The organism is Rhizobacter sp., assembly GCA_019635355.1.
Lineage (GTDB): Bacteria > Pseudomonadota > Gammaproteobacteria > Burkholderiales > Burkholderiaceae_C > Rhizobacter.
Map to the genome: position 1 here is coordinate 710,011 of JAHBZQ010000001.1, position 16,365 is coordinate 726,375.

The 16,365-nt window shown below is 68.7% G+C and carries 19 protein-coding genes; 16 read left to right on the forward strand and 3 right to left on the reverse strand.

What is annotated here, in order from left to right; all coding sequences use genetic code 11:
* Positions 1 to 3 precede the first annotated feature (3 nt).
* The 8 genes from ccoS (at position 4) to KF892_03125 (ending at position 5,480) form a co-directional block, all read left to right on the forward strand.
* Entirely contained in the window at positions 4 to 189 is a 186-nt protein-coding gene (gene ccoS / locus KF892_03090; protein MBX3623973.1) for a cbb3-type cytochrome oxidase assembly protein CcoS, read from the forward strand.
* A gap of 72 nt (positions 190 to 261) precedes the next feature.
* Positions 262 to 1,710: a cytochrome-c oxidase, cbb3-type subunit I gene (gene ccoN, locus KF892_03095; protein MBX3623974.1), complete on the forward strand. Its 1,449-nt coding sequence runs from the start codon at positions 262 to 264 to the stop codon at positions 1,708 to 1,710.
* A 21-nt stretch (positions 1,711 to 1,731) separates the two neighbouring features.
* On the forward strand, positions 1,732 to 2,358 hold the full coding sequence (gene ccoO, locus KF892_03100; protein ID MBX3623975.1) for a cytochrome-c oxidase, cbb3-type subunit II: 627 nt from the start codon (positions 1,732 to 1,734) through the stop codon (positions 2,356 to 2,358).
* 20 nt (positions 2,359 to 2,378) lie between these two features.
* Positions 2,379 to 2,540, forward strand: a complete 162-nt coding sequence (locus KF892_03105) for a cbb3-type cytochrome c oxidase subunit 3 (protein MBX3623976.1) — start codon at positions 2,379 to 2,381, stop codon at positions 2,538 to 2,540.
* The gene (gene ccoP, locus KF892_03110) at positions 2,533 to 3,444 is read left to right on the forward strand and encodes a cytochrome-c oxidase, cbb3-type subunit III (protein MBX3623977.1); all 912 of its coding nucleotides are present in this window, start codon (positions 2,533 to 2,535) and stop codon (positions 3,442 to 3,444) included. The genes KF892_03105 and ccoP overlap by 8 nt, the downstream gene beginning before the upstream one ends.
* Positions 3,445 to 3,477: 33 nt before the next feature.
* Positions 3,478 to 4,938, forward strand: coding sequence for a cytochrome c oxidase accessory protein CcoG (ccoG, locus tag KF892_03115; protein MBX3623978.1), 1,461 nt, complete (start codon positions 3,478 to 3,480; stop codon positions 4,936 to 4,938).
* Positions 4,939 to 4,986: 48 nt separating this feature from the next.
* A complete protein-coding gene (locus KF892_03120) occupies positions 4,987 to 5,217 on the forward strand; it encodes a nitrogen fixation protein FixH (protein MBX3623979.1) in 231 nt (76 codons plus the stop codon).
* Positions 5,217 to 5,480: a hypothetical protein gene (locus KF892_03125; protein MBX3623980.1), complete on the forward strand. Its 264-nt coding sequence runs from the start codon at positions 5,217 to 5,219 to the stop codon at positions 5,478 to 5,480. The genes KF892_03120 and KF892_03125 overlap by 1 nt, the downstream gene beginning before the upstream one ends.
* A 128-nt stretch (positions 5,481 to 5,608) precedes the next feature.
* Here KF892_03125 and fnr read toward each other — a convergent pair whose 3' ends face one another.
* Positions 5,609 to 6,397, reverse strand: coding sequence for a fumarate/nitrate reduction transcriptional regulator Fnr (gene fnr / locus KF892_03130; GenBank protein MBX3623981.1), 789 nt, complete (start codon positions 6,395 to 6,397; stop codon positions 5,609 to 5,611).
* A gap of 102 nt (positions 6,398 to 6,499) precedes the next feature.
* Between fnr and hemN the strand changes: the two genes are divergently transcribed.
* The 3 genes from hemN to KF892_03145 all read left to right on the forward strand — a co-directional run bounded on the left by hemN (position 6,500) and on the right by KF892_03145 (position 10,259).
* Positions 6,500 to 7,921, forward strand: a complete 1,422-nt coding sequence (hemN, locus tag KF892_03135) for an oxygen-independent coproporphyrinogen III oxidase (protein MBX3623982.1) — start codon at positions 6,500 to 6,502, stop codon at positions 7,919 to 7,921.
* Positions 7,922 to 7,934: 13 nt separating this feature from the next.
* Positions 7,935 to 8,636, forward strand: coding sequence for a sulfite exporter TauE/SafE family protein (locus KF892_03140; GenBank protein ID MBX3623983.1), 702 nt, complete (start codon positions 7,935 to 7,937; stop codon positions 8,634 to 8,636).
* Between the two features lie 129 nt (positions 8,637 to 8,765).
* A complete protein-coding gene (locus KF892_03145) occupies positions 8,766 to 10,259 on the forward strand; it encodes an NAD(P)/FAD-dependent oxidoreductase (protein ID MBX3623984.1) in 1,494 nt (497 codons plus the stop codon).
* On the opposite strand, the gene KF892_03150 is transcribed toward KF892_03145, so the two are convergent.
* Both KF892_03150 and KF892_03155 read right to left on the reverse strand, forming a co-directional pair.
* Positions 10,240 to 11,352, reverse strand: a complete 1,113-nt coding sequence (locus KF892_03150; protein MBX3623985.1) for a response regulator — start codon at positions 11,350 to 11,352, stop codon at positions 10,240 to 10,242. The two genes, KF892_03145 and KF892_03150, sit on opposite strands and share 20 nt — an antisense overlap.
* A gap of 13 nt (positions 11,353 to 11,365) precedes the next feature.
* Positions 11,366 to 12,091 (reverse strand): hypothetical protein, encoded by a 726-nt coding sequence (locus tag KF892_03155; protein ID MBX3623986.1) that lies wholly within the window; start codon positions 12,089 to 12,091, stop codon positions 11,366 to 11,368.
* A 213-nt stretch (positions 12,092 to 12,304) separates the two neighbouring features.
* On the opposite strand from KF892_03155, the gene KF892_03160 reads away from it, so the two are divergent.
* The 5 genes from KF892_03160 (at position 12,305) to KF892_03180 (ending at position 16,365) form a co-directional block, all read left to right on the forward strand.
* Positions 12,305 to 13,069 (forward strand): helix-turn-helix domain-containing protein, encoded by a 765-nt coding sequence (locus KF892_03160; GenBank protein ID MBX3623987.1) that lies wholly within the window; start codon positions 12,305 to 12,307, stop codon positions 13,067 to 13,069.
* 313 nt (positions 13,070 to 13,382) lie between these two features.
* On the forward strand, positions 13,383 to 13,799 hold the full coding sequence (locus KF892_03165) for a GreA/GreB family elongation factor (protein ID MBX3623988.1): 417 nt from the start codon (positions 13,383 to 13,385) through the stop codon (positions 13,797 to 13,799).
* A 146-nt stretch (positions 13,800 to 13,945) separates the two neighbouring features.
* A complete protein-coding gene (locus KF892_03170; GenBank protein ID MBX3623989.1) occupies positions 13,946 to 14,902 on the forward strand; it encodes a universal stress protein in 957 nt (318 codons plus the stop codon).
* Positions 14,899 to 15,855 carry a universal stress protein gene (locus tag KF892_03175; GenBank protein ID MBX3623990.1) on the forward strand — a complete coding sequence of 319 codons (957 nt, stop codon included), beginning with the start codon at positions 14,899 to 14,901 and terminating at the stop codon, positions 15,853 to 15,855. Before KF892_03170 ends, KF892_03175 begins: the two co-directional genes overlap by 4 nt.
* A gap of 42 nt (positions 15,856 to 15,897) precedes the next feature.
* On the forward strand, positions 15,898 to 16,365 hold the full coding sequence (locus KF892_03180) for a DUF421 domain-containing protein (protein MBX3623991.1): 468 nt from the start codon (positions 15,898 to 15,900) through the stop codon (positions 16,363 to 16,365).

Consider the following 16,365-nt stretch of genomic DNA (forward strand, 5'->3'; position numbering starts at 1 on the left):
CGAATGGAAAGCCTCTATCTCCTACTGCCGCTATCGGTCTTGCTCGTGCTGGCGCTGATCGGCCTCTTCGGCTGGGCCGTGCAGTCGGGCCAGTTCGACGACCTCGAACGCGAAGGCCTGCGCGTGCTCGACGGCGAGGCCGAGCTCACATCGGCACCTTCTCCCGAGCCCGCCCCACCAGGGGCTTGATCCCGGTCAAGGGTCTTCCCGAAGGGGCTTCTGACAATTGAACCAGTTCAAGAAACCCTCAAGGAACGACCCATGAACACAAGCTCTCCGGCCCTTGCAACGCCGGTCTACAGCGACGGTGTGGTGCGCAATTTCGCGCTCGCTGCCGTGCTGTGGGGCATCGTCGGCATGCTGGTCGGCGTGATCATCGCCGCGCAGCTGACCTGGCCCGAACTCAACTTCGGCATCTCCTGGCTGAGCTACGGCCGGCTGCGCCCGCTGCACACCAACGCGGTGATCTTCGCCTTCGGTGGCTGCGCGCTCTTCGCGAGTTCGTATTACGTGGTCCAGCGCACCTGCCAGGTGCCGCTCTTCCTGCCCAAGCTGGCGGCCTTCACCTTCTGGGCTTGGCAACTCGTGATCGTGGCGGCCGCCATCTCGCTGCCGATGGGCTACACCCAGGGCAAGGAATACGCCGAACTCGAGTGGCCGATCGACATCCTGATCGCCGTCGTGTGGGTGTCGTATGCGATCGTGTTCTTCGGCACCATCGGCATCCGCAAGATCCGCCACATCTACGTGGCCAACTGGTTCTTCGGCGGCTTCATCCTCGCGGTGGCCCTGCTGCACATCGTCAACAGCGCGGCCATTCCCGGCGGCTGGATGAAGAGCTACTCGGCCTACGCCGGCGTGCAAGACGCGATGGTGCAGTGGTGGTACGGCCACAACGCCGTGGGCTTCTTCCTCACCGCTGGCTTCCTCGGGATGATGTATTACTTCATCCCCAAGCAGGCCGAGCGGCCGGTGTATTCGTATCGCCTGTCGATCGTGCACTTCTGGGCGCTGATCTTCACCTACATGTGGGCGGGCCCGCACCACCTGCACTACACCGCGCTGCCCGACTGGGCGCAGAGCCTCGGCATGATCTTCTCGCTGGTGCTGCTCGCGCCGAGCTGGGGCGGCATGATCAACGGGATCATGACCCTCTCGGGTGCGTGGCACAAGCTGCGTGACGACCCCATCCTCAAGTTCCTGATCGTGTCGCTGTCGTTCTACGGCATGAGCACCTTCGAGGGCCCGATGATGTCGATCAAGACCGTCAACGCGCTCAGCCACTACACCGACTGGACGGTCGGCCACGTGCACAGCGGCGCGCTCGGCTGGGTGGGCCTGATCTCGATGGGCACGCTGTACTACCTGGTGCCGCGCATGTTCGGCCAGACCAAGATGTACAGCACCAAGGCCATCGAGCTGCACTTCTGGATCGCCACGATCGGCATCGTGCTCTACATCGCCGCGATGTGGATCGCCGGTGTGATGCAAGGCCTGATGTGGCGCGCGGTCAACCCCGACGGCACGCTCGTGTACAGCTTCGTCGAGAGCGTGAAGGCGACCTTCCCGTTCTACGTCGTGCGCCTGCTCGGTGGCCTGCTCTACCTGAGCGGCATGCTGATCATGGGCTGGAACGTCGTGAAGACCGCGATGAACGGCCGCGCCGTGCCGGTGGCCGTGCCCCCGGTGGCCGCCGCCGCCCACGCCTGATTCGAAGGATCGAGAACCATCATGGCTCAGCAACACAAAGAATCCGCTTTCAGTCACCAGAAGATCGAGACCAACAACTTCCTGATGATCGTGCTCATCCTGCTCGTGGTGGCGGTGGGCGGCATCGTGGAGATCGTGCCTCTGTTCTTCCAGCGCTCGACCACGCAGCCGGTGGAAGGGCTCAAGCCCTACACCGCGCTGCAACTCGCCGGGCGTGACGTCTACGTGCGCGAGGGTTGCTACAACTGCCACTCGCAGATGATCCGGCCCTTCCGTGCCGAGACGCTGCGCTACGGCAAGTACTCCACCGCGGGCGAGTTCGTCTACGACCACCCGTTCCAGTGGGGCAGCAAGCGCACCGGCCCCGACCTGCACCGAGTGGGCGGCAAGTACAGCGACGACTGGCACCGCCTGCACCTGATCAACCCGCGCGACCTGGTGCCCGAGTCGAACATGCCGGCCTACCCGTGGCTCAACAAGAACCTGGTCGACGGCCAATCGCTGCCCAACCACCTCAAGGCCCTGCGTGTGGCCGGCGTGCCCTACACCGACGCCGACATCGCCGGCGCCACCGAAGCGGTGAAGAACAAGACCGAGCTCGACGCGCTGATCGCCTACCTGCAGGTGATGGGCACCGCGCTCAAGTAAGAACGGACAGGAAGAACGACATGGACCTCAACGACCTCCGATCCCTCGTGACCCTGGTCTCGCTCGCCACCTTTGCCGGCATCTGCACCTGGGCCTGGGCCAAGCGCAACCGCGACCGCTTCGACGAAGCGGCCCGCATCCCGCTCATGACCGCCGACGATGAAGGAGCCCGCCGTGAGTGACTTCTTCAACAGCGGTTGGTCGACCTTCATCGCCGTCACCACGGTGGTGTCGCTCATCGCCTGCCTGGCGCTGCTCATCATCGCCTCGCGCCGCAAGCCGATGGCCAACGACAACACCACCGGCCACGTGTGGGACGTCGACCTCGTCGAACTCAACAACCCGCTGCCACGCTGGTGGATGGTGCTGTTCGTGCTGACGGTGGTGTGCGGCGGTGCCTACGTCTTCCTCTACCCCGGCCTCGGCAGCAGCGCTGGCACGCTCAACTGGACGAGCACCGGCCAGTACGAAGCCGAGCAGAAGAAGGCCGCCACCGCGATGGCAGCCGTCTATGCGCGCTACGCCTCGCAGCCCGCCGAAGTGCTGGCCAAGGATGCCGGCGCGATGGGCATCGGCGAGCGCCTCTTCGTCAACAACTGCGCCGCCTGCCACGGCTCCGACGCGCGCGGCAGCAAGGGCTTCCCCAACCTGACCGACAGCGACTGGCTCTACGGTGGCTCGCTCGAGACCATCAAGGAAACCATCGCCAACGGCCGCCAGGGCGTCATGCCCCCGATGGCCGCGGCCGTGGGCTCGGCGCAAGACGTGGTCAACGTCGCCAACTACGTGCTGAGCCTCTCGGGCAGCCCGCACAACGCCATCCAGGCGGCGGCCGGGCGCGAGAAGTTCGTCGCCTGCGCGGCCTGCCACGGCCCGGGTGGCAAGGGCACCCCGGCGCTCGGCGCGCCCAACCTCACCGACAAGGTGTGGCTGCACGGCTGGGGCGAAGAGGCGATCGTCGCGATGGTCAACAACGGCAAGACCAACGTCATGCCGGCGCACGCCTCGCGCCTGACGCCCGAGCAGATCCACGTGCTCGGCGCCTATGTGTGGAGCCTCTCCCGCGGAGCCCCCACCGGGCCCTGACCCCTGACCCCAGCGAAGCGCAACCCTCACCTTATGAGCAGTACCAAGCCCCGCGTGATCCCGATCGTCGCCGCCGAAGCGGCGAGTGAGGTCGAAGGCGAGGGCGGCTGGCTCTTCGAGAAGCAGAAGAAGATCTACCCGCGCTCGGTCACCGGCTATTTTTCCAACTGGCGCTGGGCGATGGTGTGGCTCACGCAGATCGTGTTCTACGGTCTGCCGTGGCTGCAGTGGAACGACCGCCAGGCGGTGCTCTTCGACCTGGCCTCGCGGCGCTTCTACATCTTCGGCCTGGTGCTGCACCCGCAGGATCTGGTCTACCTCGCGGCGCTGCTCATCATCAGCGCCTATCTGCTCTTCCTCTTCACCGCGGTGGCCGGCCGTCTGTGGTGCGGCTTCACCTGCCCACAGACCGTCTACACCGAGATCTTCCTGTGGGTGGAGCGCCGCTTCGAAGGCGACCGCATTGCCCGCATGCGGCTCGACGAGGCACCGTGGTCGTTCAACAAGCTGTGGCGCAAGGCCGGCAAGCAGGCGGTGTGGATCGCCATCGGCCTGTGGACCGGCTTCACCCTCGTGGGTTACTTCACGCCGGTGAAGGTGCTGTGGGGTGAAGCGTTCACGCTGGCCTTCGGGCCGTGGGAATGGTTCTGGGTCCTCTTCTACGGTTTCGCCACCTATGGCAACGCCGGCTACCTGCGCGAGCAGGTCTGCACCTACATGTGCCCCTATGCGCGCTTCCAGAGCGCGATGTTCGACCGCGACACCCTGATCGTGAGCTACGACCCGGCGCGTGGCGAACCGCGCGGCTCGCGCGGTCGCAAGGTCGACCCGAAGTCCAAGGGGCTGGGCGACTGCATCGACTGCAGCCTGTGCGTGCAGGTCTGCCCGACCGGCATCGACATCCGCAACGGCCTGCAATACCAATGCATCGGCTGCGCCTCGTGCATCGACGTCTGCAACGAGGTGATGGACAAGATGAACTACGAGCGCGGGCTCATCCGCTTCGCGACGCAGAATGGCCTGGCCAACCGCTGGTCGAAGCTGCAGACGTGGAAACGCGTGCTGCGCCCGCGCGTGCTCGTCTACAGCGGCGTGCTCGGGCTCATCTGCATCGGCTTTGTGGTGAGCCTCGCGCTGCGCAGCCCGTTCCGCGTCGACGTGGTGCGCGACCGCGGTGCGCTGGCCCGCCTGGTGGACGACGGCGCCATCGAAAACGTCTACCGCCTGCAGGTGATGAACGCCACCGAGGGCACACAGCACTACCGCGTGACGCTCGAAGGCCTGGAGGGGGCTGCCATCACCTCCAAGGCCGAGTTCGAGGTCGGGTCCGCCGAGGCCCGCTGGTGGCCGGTGAGCGTGCAGGTGCCGCATGCGGCCACGCGCGCCCTCGGGCCGGGGGCCCACCCACTGCGCTTCCGCATCGAGCGGCTGGCGAAGGGCGACGACGGCTCGGTCGACGTGGTTGAAAAATCGACCTTCGTCGTGCCGCGATGAGGATGGCTTGAACGTGATCCCGATGCTGATCTGGAAGGAGACCGCCCCATGAACCCGAAGACCCCAACCCCTGAGCCCACCCCCTGGTGGCGTGTCGGCATGGTGTGGCTGGTGCTTGCCGGCCCCGCGGCCGTGGTGCTGGCCGGCTTCGTGACGCTGCGCATCGCCATCACGCACGTCGACCCGGTGGTGCAGGTGCCGGCCGCCGTGGCCGACACCTCGGCGTCGATGAGCCCGGCGCTCAAGGCACGCAACCACGCGGCCACGCCGCAACCGTGATGTTTTCTCCTGCGTTCCGGCAGCGCGCGCTCCAGGTGCTCTGGCCCTCGTTCCTGATGGCCGGCGTGCTGGAGATGCTGCTCTTTGCGGTGGTCGACCCCGACAACCTGCAATGGTTCGGCGGCGCGGCCTTCGACTGGCCGCGGCAAGCGGTCTACACCGCCACCTTCTTCATCTTCTGGGGCGTGATGGCGCTCTCGGGGGCGCTCACGGTGCTGCTGATGCGCTCGACGGACGAGATGAATCGGCAGGATCCGTTTTAGTCCCGCCACTCCCCGTTCCCCGCCACCCCCGTTCGGGCTGAGCCTGTCGAAGCCCCTGCGCAAGGCACGGCCCTTCGACAGGCTCAGGGCGAACGGCGCGGCGGCGGGAACTCGGTGCGAACGGTGCCTCAGCAACGCGCGCTGTTGACCAGCCGCTTCAAGCCTTCGGCGTCGAGGATGCGGATGTCGCGCTGCTTCACTTCGAGCAGCCCGTCGTCGTGGAACTTCGAGAAGGTGCGGCTCACGGTCTCGAGCTTGAGGCCCAGGTAGGAGCCGATCTCCTCGCGCGTCATGCGCAGCACCAGCGACGAGGCCGAGAAGCCCCGCGCCTGCAGGCGCTGCGTGAGGTTCAGCAGGAAGGCCGCCAGCCGCTCCTCGGCCCGCATGGAGCCGAGCAGGAGCATCACGCCGTGGTCGCGCACGATCTCGCGGCTCATGATCTTGTGGAACTGCCGCTGCAGCTCGCCGAACTCGCGCGACAGCGATTCGAGCTGCGAATACGGGATCACGCAGAGCTGCGAATCTTCCAGTGCCACCGCGTTGCAGCTGTGGCGCTCGCCGCCGATGCCATCCAGCCCCAGCAGCTCGCCGGCCATCTGGAAGCCGGTGACCTGGTCGCGCCCGTCTTCCAGCGACACGCAGGTCTTGAAGAAACCGGTGCGCACGGCGTAGAGGCATTGGAAGGGGTCGCCCGAGCGGAAGAGCATGTCGCCCCGCGCCACGCTGCGGCGGGTGGTGACGAGCGTGTCGAGCCGCTCCATGTCGGTCTGCGGTAGGCCGACGGGCAGGCACAGCTCGCGCAGGCTGCAGCTTGAGCAGGCGACTTTCAGGGTCGGTGCGGGTGCAGGGGTGCGCGCGCGCCGGGAGGCGGAAGCGGTGGTCGATGCGGTGGTCGGTGTGGGGGCGGTATCAGGCATATGAGGTATCTCAAGCTCCCGGGAATTCTGTTTCCCGGGCCCTCGGCGGCGCTTGACCGGCATCAAGGCGTGCTCTGGTCGCCTTGGCACAGTATGGGCACCATGAGCGAAATCCTGTGCCCTCCTGCTGCGCCTGCCGCGGCCCCCGAGTTCCAGATCACGCCCGAGCTGCTGCAACGCTTCGACGTGGCCGGCCCGCGTTACACCTCCTACCCCACGGCCGACCGCTTCGTCGAGGCCTTCGGTGAGGTCGACTACACCCAGGCCGCCCGCCTGCGGGTCGAGGGCGCGGCGGCTGCGCCGCTGTCGGTTTACGTGCACATCCCGTTCTGCGAATCGGTCTGCTACTACTGCGCCTGCAACAAGGTCGTGACCAAAGACCACGGCCGCTCCACCGCCTATCTCGACGCGCTCGAGAAGGAGATGGCGCTGCACACCGGCCTGCTCGGCATGGGGCAAAGCGTCTCGCAGCTGCACCTGGGCGGCGGCACGCCCACCTTCCTGAACGACGGCGAGCTGAGCCGCCTGCTCGCCGCGCTGCGCCATCACTTCCGAATCGCCCCCGGTGCCGAGATGTCGATCGAGGTCGACCCGCGCACCGTGACGCGCGAGCGGCTCCAGCACCTGGCCACGCTCGGCTTCAACCGCCTGAGCTTCGGCGTGCAGGACTTCGACGAAGACGTGCAGCGCGCAGTGCACCGCGTGCAGTCGTTCGAATCGGTGCGCTTCCTCATCGAAGCTTCCCGGGAGATCGGTTTCGAGTCGGTCAACGTCGACCTGATCTACGGCCTGCCCAAGCAGAACCCGGTGTCGTTCGCGAAGACCGTGGCGCAGGTGAACTCGCTGCGGCCCGACCGCATCGCGCTCTATTCCTATGCCCACCTGCCGCAGCGCTTCAAGCCACAGCGGCGCATCGCCATCGAAGAGCTGCCGGCCGCCGGCCACAAGGTGGGCATGCTGAGCGACGCGATTGCGGCGTTTCTCGCCGCCGGCTACGTCTACATCGGCATGGATCACTTCGCGCTGCCCGACGACGCGCTCGCCGTGGCCAAGCGCCAGGGCCGTCTGCACCGCAACTTCCAGGGTTACAGCACGCAGCCCGACTGCGACCTGGTGGCCCTGGGTGTCTCGGCCATCGGCCACATCGGCGCCACTTACAGCCAGAACGCGAAGACCCTGCCCGAGTATTACGACGCGCTTGCGCAAGGCCAGCTGCCGATCGTGCGCGGCCTCGCGCTCACGCGCGACGACCTCGTGCGCCGCGCCGTGATCATGGCGCTCATGTGCCAGGGCCGGCTCGAGTTCGAATCGATCGAGCTGTCGCACCTCATCGACGTGCGGGAGTATTTCCGCAGCGAGCTGGCGCAGATGGAGGCGCTGGCGGCACAGGGGCTGGTCGAGATCGAGCCGAATGCGCTGCAGGTCACGCGCATGGGCTGGTACTTCGTGCGCGCGGTGGCGATGGTGTTCGACCGCCACCTGCAGGCCGACCGCCAGCGCGAGAGGTTCTCGCGCATCATCTGAGTCGCCGTCCACGATGGAGTTCGCGCTCATCTTCAGCGCGGCCCTGATGGGCCTGGCCGGTGTGCCGCATTGTCTGGCCATGTGCGGCGGCACGAGCGCGGGCGTGATCCGCGCCTGCAGCCGCGGCAACGCCAACCACGCCACGCTCGGCTTCCACCTGGGCCGGCTCATCGGCTATGCCGCGGGCGGTGCGGTGGCGGCGTCGAGCGTGGCGCTGCTGCGCCAGCTGGGCGAGGCGGCACCAGCGCTGCGGCCGATCTGGGTGATGCTGCACCTGGCCGTGCTCGGCTTCGGCCTCTGGCTGCTCTGGACCGGCCGCCAGCCCGGCTGGATGCAAGGGCAGGGGCGCGCCTTGCCGCCCGAGCTGGCAGCTCAGGGCTGGCAGCGGGTGCAGGGGCCGGCGCGTGCCGCCGGTGCTGGCGCACTGTGGGTGGCCTGGCCGTGCGGCCTGCTGCAATCGGCCTTGGTGGTGGCCACGCTCGCCGGCCATGCGGCGGCGGGGGCGGCGGTAATGGCCGCCTTTGCGATCACCTCGTCTGTCGGGCTTGTCGCCGGGCCGGCCTTGTGGCTGCGCCTCACAGGCGGTGCGGGCGCAGGCCTGGTGGCCGGCCAGTGGGCGGTGCGCCTCGCCGGGGCAGGGCTCGTGGCCGCGTCGGCCTGGGCGCTCGGGCATGGGCTGTGGGCTCGCGTGCTTGCGATCTGCTTCGGCCCCTGAAGCGAGAGGGGCTCCCGGCGGCGCCGTGAGAGGATGGCCTGCCGCGTCGGGTAGAAAATAAGGTGAACACCTTAGACAGCCCGGGTGCAATCGGCGCGATGCTAACGGCTTCCACTTCCAGACGAGCCCATGTCCACCCCACACACCGATGTGCTCATCGTCGGCGCCGGCCTGTCCGGCATCGGCGCGGCGTACCACCTGCAGACCGAGTGCCCCGACCGCAGCTACGCGATCCTCGAAAGCCGCGAAGCCATCGGCGGCACGTGGGACCTCTTCCGCTACCCGGGCATCCGCTCCGATTCCGACATGTACACCCTGGGCTACCGCTTCAAGCCCTGGACGAACGCGAGCGCCATCGCCGACGGCCCGTCGATCCTGAAATACATCCGCGAGACGGCGGCCGAGAACGGCATCGACCGGCACATCCGCTTCGGCCACAAGGTGGTGGGTGCGTCGTGGTCGACGCGCGATGCGAGGTGGACGGTGGAAGTCGAGCGAAGCACGGGCGAGCGCGTCACCTGCACCTGCAACTTCCTCTTCATGTGCAGCGGCTACTACAAGTACGAGGCCGGCTACCAGCCCGACTTCCCCGGCGCGAACCGCTTCGGCGGCCGACTCGTGCACCCGCAGAAGTGGACGAGCGACATCGACTACGCCGGCAAGCGCGTGGTGGTGATCGGCAGCGGCGCCACCGCCGTGACGCTCGTGCCCGAGATGGCCAAGACCGCCGCCCACGTGACGATGCTGCAGCGCTCGCCGACCTACGTGGTGTCGCGCCCCGCACAAGACCGCATCGCCAATGCCTTGCGCAAGGTGATGCCGGCGAGCTGGGCCTACTTCCTCACCCGCTGGAAGAACGTCACCCTCTCCATGTATTTCTACCGGCTCTGCAAGCGCCGGCCCGAGCGGGTGAAGAAATACATCGTCGACGGCATCCAGGCGGCGATCGGCAGCAAGGTCGACGTCGCCAAGCACTTCACCCCCCGCTACAAGCCGTGGGACCAGCGCCTGTGCCTGGTGCCCGACGGCGATCTCTTCCGCATGCTCTACGTGGGCAAGGCCTCGGTGGTCACCGACGAGATCGAGACCTTCACCGAGACGGGCATCCGCCTCAAGTCGGGCACCGAACTCCAAGCCGACCTGGTCGTCAGTGCCACCGGCCTCGTGCTCACCTCGCTCGACGACATGGACCTGAAGGTCGACGGCCGGCAGGTCGAGGGCGGCAAGACCTTCGGCTACAAGGCCGCGATGTACAGCGACGTGCCCAACCTCGCGGTCTCGTTCGGCTACACCAACGCCTCCTGGACGCTCAAGTGCGACCTGACCTGCGAATACGTGTGCCGCCTGCTCAACTACATGAAGCGCCACGGCCACCGCCAGTGCACGCCGCGCAACCGCGACCCGCAGATGAAGGCCGAGCCGTGGATCGATTTCACGTCAGGCTACGTGCAGCGCGCCGCCGAGCATATGCCCAAGCAGGGCTCGAAGGCGCCGTGGAAGCTCTACCAGAACTACGTGCGCGACCTGCTGCTGCTGCGCTTCGGCCGCATCGACGACGGCGTGATGGAGTTCGGCAACCCCGGCTACGCCGTGGGCGGGCAGGTCAAGCAAGCGGCGGGCTGACGGCGGGCTTCGGCGCGCCGCGCTTGCGCCGGGCCTCGTTTAGCAGGGCCTTCACGTTCGAGAGGAACGAGGGGAAGTCGAACGGCTTCGTCCAGTAGGCGCGTGCGCCGGCGGCCATCGCAAGCTCCACGTCGAGCGGCATGGCGCTCGCCGAGAGGGCGACGACGGTGAGGTCGCGGGTGGCGGGGTCGTCCTGCAGCTCGTTGAGCACCTGGTCGCCCGACATGTCGGGCAGGCGCATGTCGAGCAGCACCAGGCTCGGGTCGAGCTGGCGCGCCTGCCGCACGCCTTCGGTGCCGGTTTCGGCGACCACCACCGTCACCTCGGGCCACTGGCGCAGCACCTCCACCACCAGCAGGGCGTTGACGGCGTTGTCTTCGATGTAGAGCACGGTGCCCGAGGGCGGCTCGTCGGAGGGGGTGTCTGCGTCGGTGGGCAGGGGGAAATCGCCGCCGGGGTGCCGGCTGAATTCGAGCATCCGGTCGATCAGCACCTGCAGCTGCAGGCCGGCGCCATGCAGCAGCTCGAGCTGCATGCCTTCGTTGCCGCCGAGATGGCCGCCGGGCCGGCTGCGCAGCAGCTGCGTGATGCCGAGCACGGCATTGAGCGGCGTGCGCAACTCGTGGCTCATGCGAGAGAGGAATTCGTTCTTCGCCCGGTTGGCGGCCTCGGCGGCAGCGCGGCCCAGGCGGGCCCGCTCGGCCTCGCGCACCGCGGTCACGTCGCGCACCATCACCGTCATCAGCATGTCGGCGCCGTGGCCGGTGCGCGAGATGGTGGCCTCGATGGGGAACTCGGTGCCGTCGCTGCGCAGGCCGCTCAGGGCGCGCACCGGGCCCATGCGCCGGGCGGTGTCGTGCCCCTCGTGGTAGCGGGCCACGTTCGCCCGGTGCACCGAGCGGTGGGCGGCGGGGATCAGCAGGTCGAGTGGCTGGCCCAGCGCATCGCGGGCCGAGCGCAGGAACATGCGGCAGGCGGCGTCGTTGAAGAGCACGATGTGCTGCGTGGCGTCGATGGTGATGATCGCGTCCATCGCCGTCTCGACGATGTCGGCCAGCCGTTCGCGCAGGTCTGGCGAATCGGGCGCTGTCATGACGGGGCGCGGCTCAGACCACGGCGCTGCACAACACGGCCTGAAGGGCGTAGCGCTGGTTGAGCATCTGCTCGCTGCCGAGCGGCGCGTGCGTGGTGTTGCAGCCGCATGCGAGTTCCACGCGGCCATCGGCGCAGCGGTGGTTGCGTTGTTCGTCCCAGATGAAGTCGGTGCATTCGGCGGCCTGGGCGGGCTCGCCCATGCGCAGCGAGAAGCCGGCCAGCGCGGCCGACTGCTGCCACGTGCGGGCGTCGAGCGAGCCGGTGTTGCCGCGGAAGCTGACGGTGATGTCCTTCATCGGCTTGCCGCTGTGCTCGCGCAGCGTCATCAGATCGCCGAGCACGCGCAGCGGGTGGCCGGGCTCGCCCAGGCCGTTGAAGACGGGCCGGCCGGCGCTGCGGTCGATGTCGCGCAGCGCATCGCCGGGCAGGCCTTCGCATTCGATGGCGTCGTAGAGACGGCCCAACAGCTGCGCCGTCTCCTGCGAGACGCTCGGGCGGATGTGGGCGACCCGCGCACCCAGTGCGGTGGCGGCGGCGGTGAAGCCTTGCAGGGCAGGGCCCTCGGCCGCTTCCGACATCACCGCGATGTTCTTCCCCCGCAGCGGCTGCTGCGGATGGCCGGCCAGCTCTGCCGCCTTCAACGACTGGGCGGTGTCGAGCAGCGACGCGAGATCCCGGCCGGTGAGGCCATCGAGCGACCAGAGGCTGCGGTGATGAAGGGGTGTGTTGAGGGTCATGATCGTGTGGGAGAGAGCGTATTCGGGCGGCCGACGGCGGGCTTGACCCGCATCAAGCGACTGCCATCGGTTTTCAGGCTGAGGCGTGGCTGATACAGAGCGTTTACACAGGCCTCACCTGCTGTTACCCAGCGTCGCAAGCGGTTCGCAAGCGGTTGTCGGTGGCTTCCTACAGTCCATTTCCATCAACACACCGCGCCACAGGAGCCCACGATGCTTGCAACCGCCACCGCCCAGAACCACGCCGCCAACGTCGCCCTGGCGGGCCAGCCGCAGCGCGAGGTGTCGCCCACCGGCAACCGCATCGCCGAGAGCCTGAAGCTCGTGAACGACACCGTGGCGGTCACGCGCCGGCTGCTGCACGCAGGCGATTCGGTGTACGAGGCGGGTGAGCGTTTCGAGTCGCTGCACGTCGTGAACTCGGGCATCTTCAAGCTCGTGAACCTGTCGCCCGACGGCCGCGAGCAGGTGGTGGGCCTTCAGTTCAAGGGCGACTGGCTCGGCTTCGATGGCATCGCCACCGGCCGCCACAGCTGCGACGCCGTGGCGATGGACACCGGCGAAGTCTGGACGGTGCGCTACGACAGCCTGCTGCAGGCCAGCGCCCGCCAGCCGGCCCTGATGGCCGTGATGCACAGCGCGATGAGCCGCGAGATGACGCGCGACCGCGATGCGCTGCTGTCGATCTGCACGCTGCCGGCCGATGCGCGCGTGGCGGAGTTCCTGCACAACTGGGCCTCGTCGCTCTCCGAGCGCGGCCTGCGCACCGACCAGATCACGCTGCGCATGACGCGCGCCGAGATCGGCAACTACCTCGGCATGAAGCTCGAGACCGTGAGCCGCGCGCTCTCGCGCCTGGCGCGCGATGGCGTGATCGAGTTCAGCGAAGGTGGCCGCCGCGAGGTGCGCATTCCCGACCTGGGCGTGCTGTCGGCCTGCGTGCAGCGCAGCGTGGCCCCTGAAGGCATGCTGCAGTAACGCGCGCAGCACCGCGCCCGGGCCATATCGGCAATGCCGACAAGGCCAATCGCGCGCGGTTTGAGCCTGCGTTGCTTCGAGGCTACGATCTCGCCCCATGAGCATGTACGCGTCTCCCACGGTGCCCACCGTTGCCGCCCTCCGGGCCGGCAGCGCGGGCCTGTCGCGTCTGCTCCAGCCGGCCGCACATCCCTGAGCCCGGCGATCACCTTCCACCACTTGCGCAAACCTTCGATCGCCGGGCCCCTCGCCCAGCGCGTCGGTGCGCGCCTGCGTCTCGCAGGCGGCGCCGCTACTCGACAGGAGTGCACCCATGGAAGTCTTGACCGAGCGCACGCTCACTGAACTGGATCACGTCCGCCTCGCGCGGCTGACTCGACACCCCGGCGACGCATCGCCATCCCCACTCGAAGGCCTGATCGACGACGTGCTCGACTCGGCCGAGCTCGTCTCGTCGCGCGCCGTCTCGCCCGACATCGTGACGATGTATTCGCAGGTCGAACTCGCCCACCTGGCCACCGGCCAGCGGCAGCGGCTCACCGTGTGCTATCCCTCCGATGCCGAGCCTTCGGCCGGGTTCGTGTCGGTGCTGTCGCCGGTGGGCGCAGCCCTGATCGGCCGGCGCGTGGGCAGCATCGCCCGCTGGCAGACACCCAACGGCGACGAGGGCGCCGCAGAAGTGGTGGCATTGCTCTTCCAGCCCGAGGCCAGCGGCGACTACACGACCTAGCCGCCGCCGGCGTGCGACTGCGCGCGCCACCTCCCGCAGATCCAACGCACGAGCGCGCCGCTCAGCCCGAGGCGCGTGCCTTCGCACGCCCGGTGCCGACCCGCGCCCGCCTGGATCGCCGTGCCCATTCCTTTGCGGAGATCGCCATGTTTCCTCTCAGCTCCATCCTCGTCACGACCGACTTCTCGGACGACGCCCGCAACGCGGTGCGCCGCGCCGCCCTGATGGCCGCCGCGCACAACGCGCGCCTGAACCTGCTGCACGTCGTCGACCCGCCTGCGCTCAAGGGGCCGCGTGCGTGGTTCGCGTCGCAGGCCGGCATCGACCACAAGGTGTCGGTCGCGCAGGCGATGCTCGACCGTCTGGTGCCCGAGCTGGCCCGCCGCTACCGCGTGCAGGCCACGCCGGTGGTGCGCGTGGGCCGCACGCTCGAGCAGGTGTGCGGCCTCGCGGCCGAGGCCGACCTGCTGGTGGTCGGCTCCAAGCGTGTGAACCCGCTCAGAAGCTCGATGCTCGGCACGCCGACCGAGCAGCTCGTGAGGCTCGTGCGGCGGCCGGTGCTGGTGGTCAAGCGCGAGGCCGTGCAGTGCTACGAGCGTGTGCTCGTCGCTGTCGACATCGACGCGGCCTTCGGCGACATGCTGCACAGCGCGAGCGCGCTGGCGCCGGGTGCGGCGCTGCATGTGTTCCACGCGCTGAGCACGCGCCGGGCCGACCGCATGCGCATGAGCGGCGTGCCGTCGGAGGTGATCCGCGAAGTCTGCGACAGCGAGCGGCAGCGGGGCATGGCGCGCCTGCAGTCGATGCTGGCCGCCATCGGGCATGCGGGCGCGCAGGTGTCGGTCGACCACGGCGACCCGCGTGGGCTCACGCTCGAGATGCAGCACACGCTCGACGCCGACCTCATCGTGCTCGGCCAGGACGGCGCCTCGGCCCTGTGCAACTTCCTCCTCGGCGGCGTGCCGCGGCGTGTGCTGTCGACCGCGACCTGCGACGTGCTCGTGAGCCCCAAGCCCGCGCGCGGGGAGGGCGCCCGCGTGCCGGCCGGCCGCACCTGGCTCGACTCGGGCCCGGCGAGCCTGCCACGCGGGGTGTCGTCATGAGCGCGCGCGGCCCCATCCTCGCGGCCACCGATTTCTCGGCACATGCCGGCCACGCCACCACCCGTGCGGCATGCGTGGCGCACGAGACCCGGTCGGCCCTCACGCTGATGCATGTGCTGCCCGGCGAGCCTTTTGCGCAGGTGCGCGGCTGGCTGGGCGCCGCCGCGAACGAGCCCGCGCATGAACGCTCGCTGCACGACGACGCGCGCCGACGGCTGAACGCGCTCGCCGCCCAGCTGGCCGTGGCGCGCCATGCGCCGGTCGCGACCGAGAGTGCCGCCGGCGGCGCGCTGGAGGAGATCCTGCGCACCGCCGACAGCCTCGACGCACGGCTTCTCGTGCTGGGCGCACGCGGTGCGAGCGTGTGGCGACGTCTCGTCTTCGGCACCTTGTCGCTGCGGCTGATGAACCGCACGGCGCGGCCCCTGCTCGTGGTGCGCCAGACCCCGCGGGGGCCATACCGGCGTGTGCTGGTGGCGGTCGACTTCTCGCCCTGGTCGCTCGAAGCCGTGCGGCTCGCGCGGCGCATGGCACCGCACGCGCGCCTCGTGCTGCTCACGGCCTTTGAGGTGCCGTTCGAAGGCAAGCTGCACTACGCGGGCGTCGATGCCGCCACCGTGGCGCGCTACCGCCAGCAGGCGCACGCGCAGGCGAGGCAGCGGCTGCATGCGCTGGCGCACGAGGCGGGGCTCGCGCTGCCGGAGTGGGAGCCATGCGTGGTCGAAGGTGCTGCGCCTCGCCGCATCGTCGAGGCCGAGCGCACGCAGCAGTGCGACCTGGTCGTGCTCGGCAAGCACGGCCAGTCGGCCACGGTCGACCTGCTGCTCGGCAGCGTGACGCGCGAGGTGCTGGCCCGGGGCCGCGCCGACGTGCTCGTGTCGACCCGGCAAGCGGCACGCGCCTTGCCGGAGCCTGGGCCGCCCATCGGCAGAAGGAGAGCCCATGCCCCCTGAACCCCTTGCCCCCGATCCGCGGGCCCCGCGGGCCTCACGCCCATGTTCGAGCTGAACCTGCCGTGGTGGGAGCTGGTGGCGCGCGCCGCCATCGTGTACGCCGCGCTGCTGGTGATGGTGCGCGTGGCGGGCAAGCGCACCGTGGGTCAGTTCACGCCGTTCGACCTGCTGGTGGTGATGCTCTTGAGCGAGTCGGTCAGCAATGCGCTGTCGGCCGACGACAACTCGGTCAGCGGCGGGTTGATCCTGGCGGGCACGCTGGTGCTCTTGAACATCGGGCTGGCGGTGGCGGGGGCCCGCAGCCGCAAGGTCGAGGAGATTGCCGAGGGCACGCCGGTGCTGATCGGCCGCGATGGAAAGCTGTTCGAAGACGTGCTCAGGCGCGAGCGGGTCGGTGTGGGCGAGGTCGAGAAGGCGCTGCGCGAGAGCGACTGCGAGCTGGCCGACCTGAAGCTCGCCTTCCTCGAATCGGATGGCCGCTTCAGCATCCAGAAAAAGAAGCCGGACTGA

Excerpts from the sequence above, each read along its gene's own strand:
- hemN (MBX3623982.1), top strand. The coding sequence starts at position 6,500 with ATGAGCGAAATCCTGTGCCCTCCTGCTGCGCCTGCCGCGGCCCCCGAG.
- fnr (MBX3623981.1), bottom strand. The coding sequence starts at position 6,397 with ATGCCTGATACCGCCCCCACACCGACCACCGCATCGACCACCGCTTCC.
- ccoN (MBX3623974.1), top strand. The coding sequence starts at position 262 with ATGAACACAAGCTCTCCGGCCCTTGCAACGCCGGTCTACAGCGACGGT.
- KF892_03125 (MBX3623980.1), top strand. The coding sequence starts at position 5,217 with ATGTTTTCTCCTGCGTTCCGGCAGCGCGCGCTCCAGGTGCTCTGGCCC.
- KF892_03175 (MBX3623990.1), top strand. The coding sequence starts at position 14,899 with ATGAGCGCGCGCGGCCCCATCCTCGCGGCCACCGATTTCTCGGCACAT.
- KF892_03145 (MBX3623984.1), top strand. The coding sequence starts at position 8,766 with ATGTCCACCCCACACACCGATGTGCTCATCGTCGGCGCCGGCCTGTCC.
- KF892_03140 (MBX3623983.1), top strand. The coding sequence starts at position 7,935 with ATGGAGTTCGCGCTCATCTTCAGCGCGGCCCTGATGGGCCTGGCCGGT.
- KF892_03105 (MBX3623976.1), top strand. The coding sequence starts at position 2,379 with ATGGACCTCAACGACCTCCGATCCCTCGTGACCCTGGTCTCGCTCGCC.
- KF892_03120 (MBX3623979.1), top strand. The coding sequence starts at position 4,987 with ATGAACCCGAAGACCCCAACCCCTGAGCCCACCCCCTGGTGGCGTGTC.
- KF892_03180 (MBX3623991.1), top strand. The coding sequence starts at position 15,898 with ATGTTCGAGCTGAACCTGCCGTGGTGGGAGCTGGTGGCGCGCGCCGCC.
- KF892_03155 (MBX3623986.1), bottom strand. The coding sequence starts at position 12,091 with ATGACCCTCAACACACCCCTTCATCACCGCAGCCTCTGGTCGCTCGAT.
- ccoG (MBX3623978.1), top strand. The coding sequence starts at position 3,478 with ATGAGCAGTACCAAGCCCCGCGTGATCCCGATCGTCGCCGCCGAAGCG.
- KF892_03165 (MBX3623988.1), top strand. The coding sequence starts at position 13,383 with ATGGAAGTCTTGACCGAGCGCACGCTCACTGAACTGGATCACGTCCGC.
- KF892_03170 (MBX3623989.1), top strand. The coding sequence starts at position 13,946 with ATGTTTCCTCTCAGCTCCATCCTCGTCACGACCGACTTCTCGGACGAC.
- ccoS (MBX3623973.1), top strand. The coding sequence starts at position 4 with ATGGAAAGCCTCTATCTCCTACTGCCGCTATCGGTCTTGCTCGTGCTG.
- KF892_03150 (MBX3623985.1), bottom strand. The coding sequence starts at position 11,352 with ATGACAGCGCCCGATTCGCCAGACCTGCGCGAACGGCTGGCCGACATC.
- KF892_03160 (MBX3623987.1), top strand. The coding sequence starts at position 12,305 with ATGCTTGCAACCGCCACCGCCCAGAACCACGCCGCCAACGTCGCCCTG.
- ccoO (MBX3623975.1), top strand. The coding sequence starts at position 1,732 with ATGGCTCAGCAACACAAAGAATCCGCTTTCAGTCACCAGAAGATCGAG.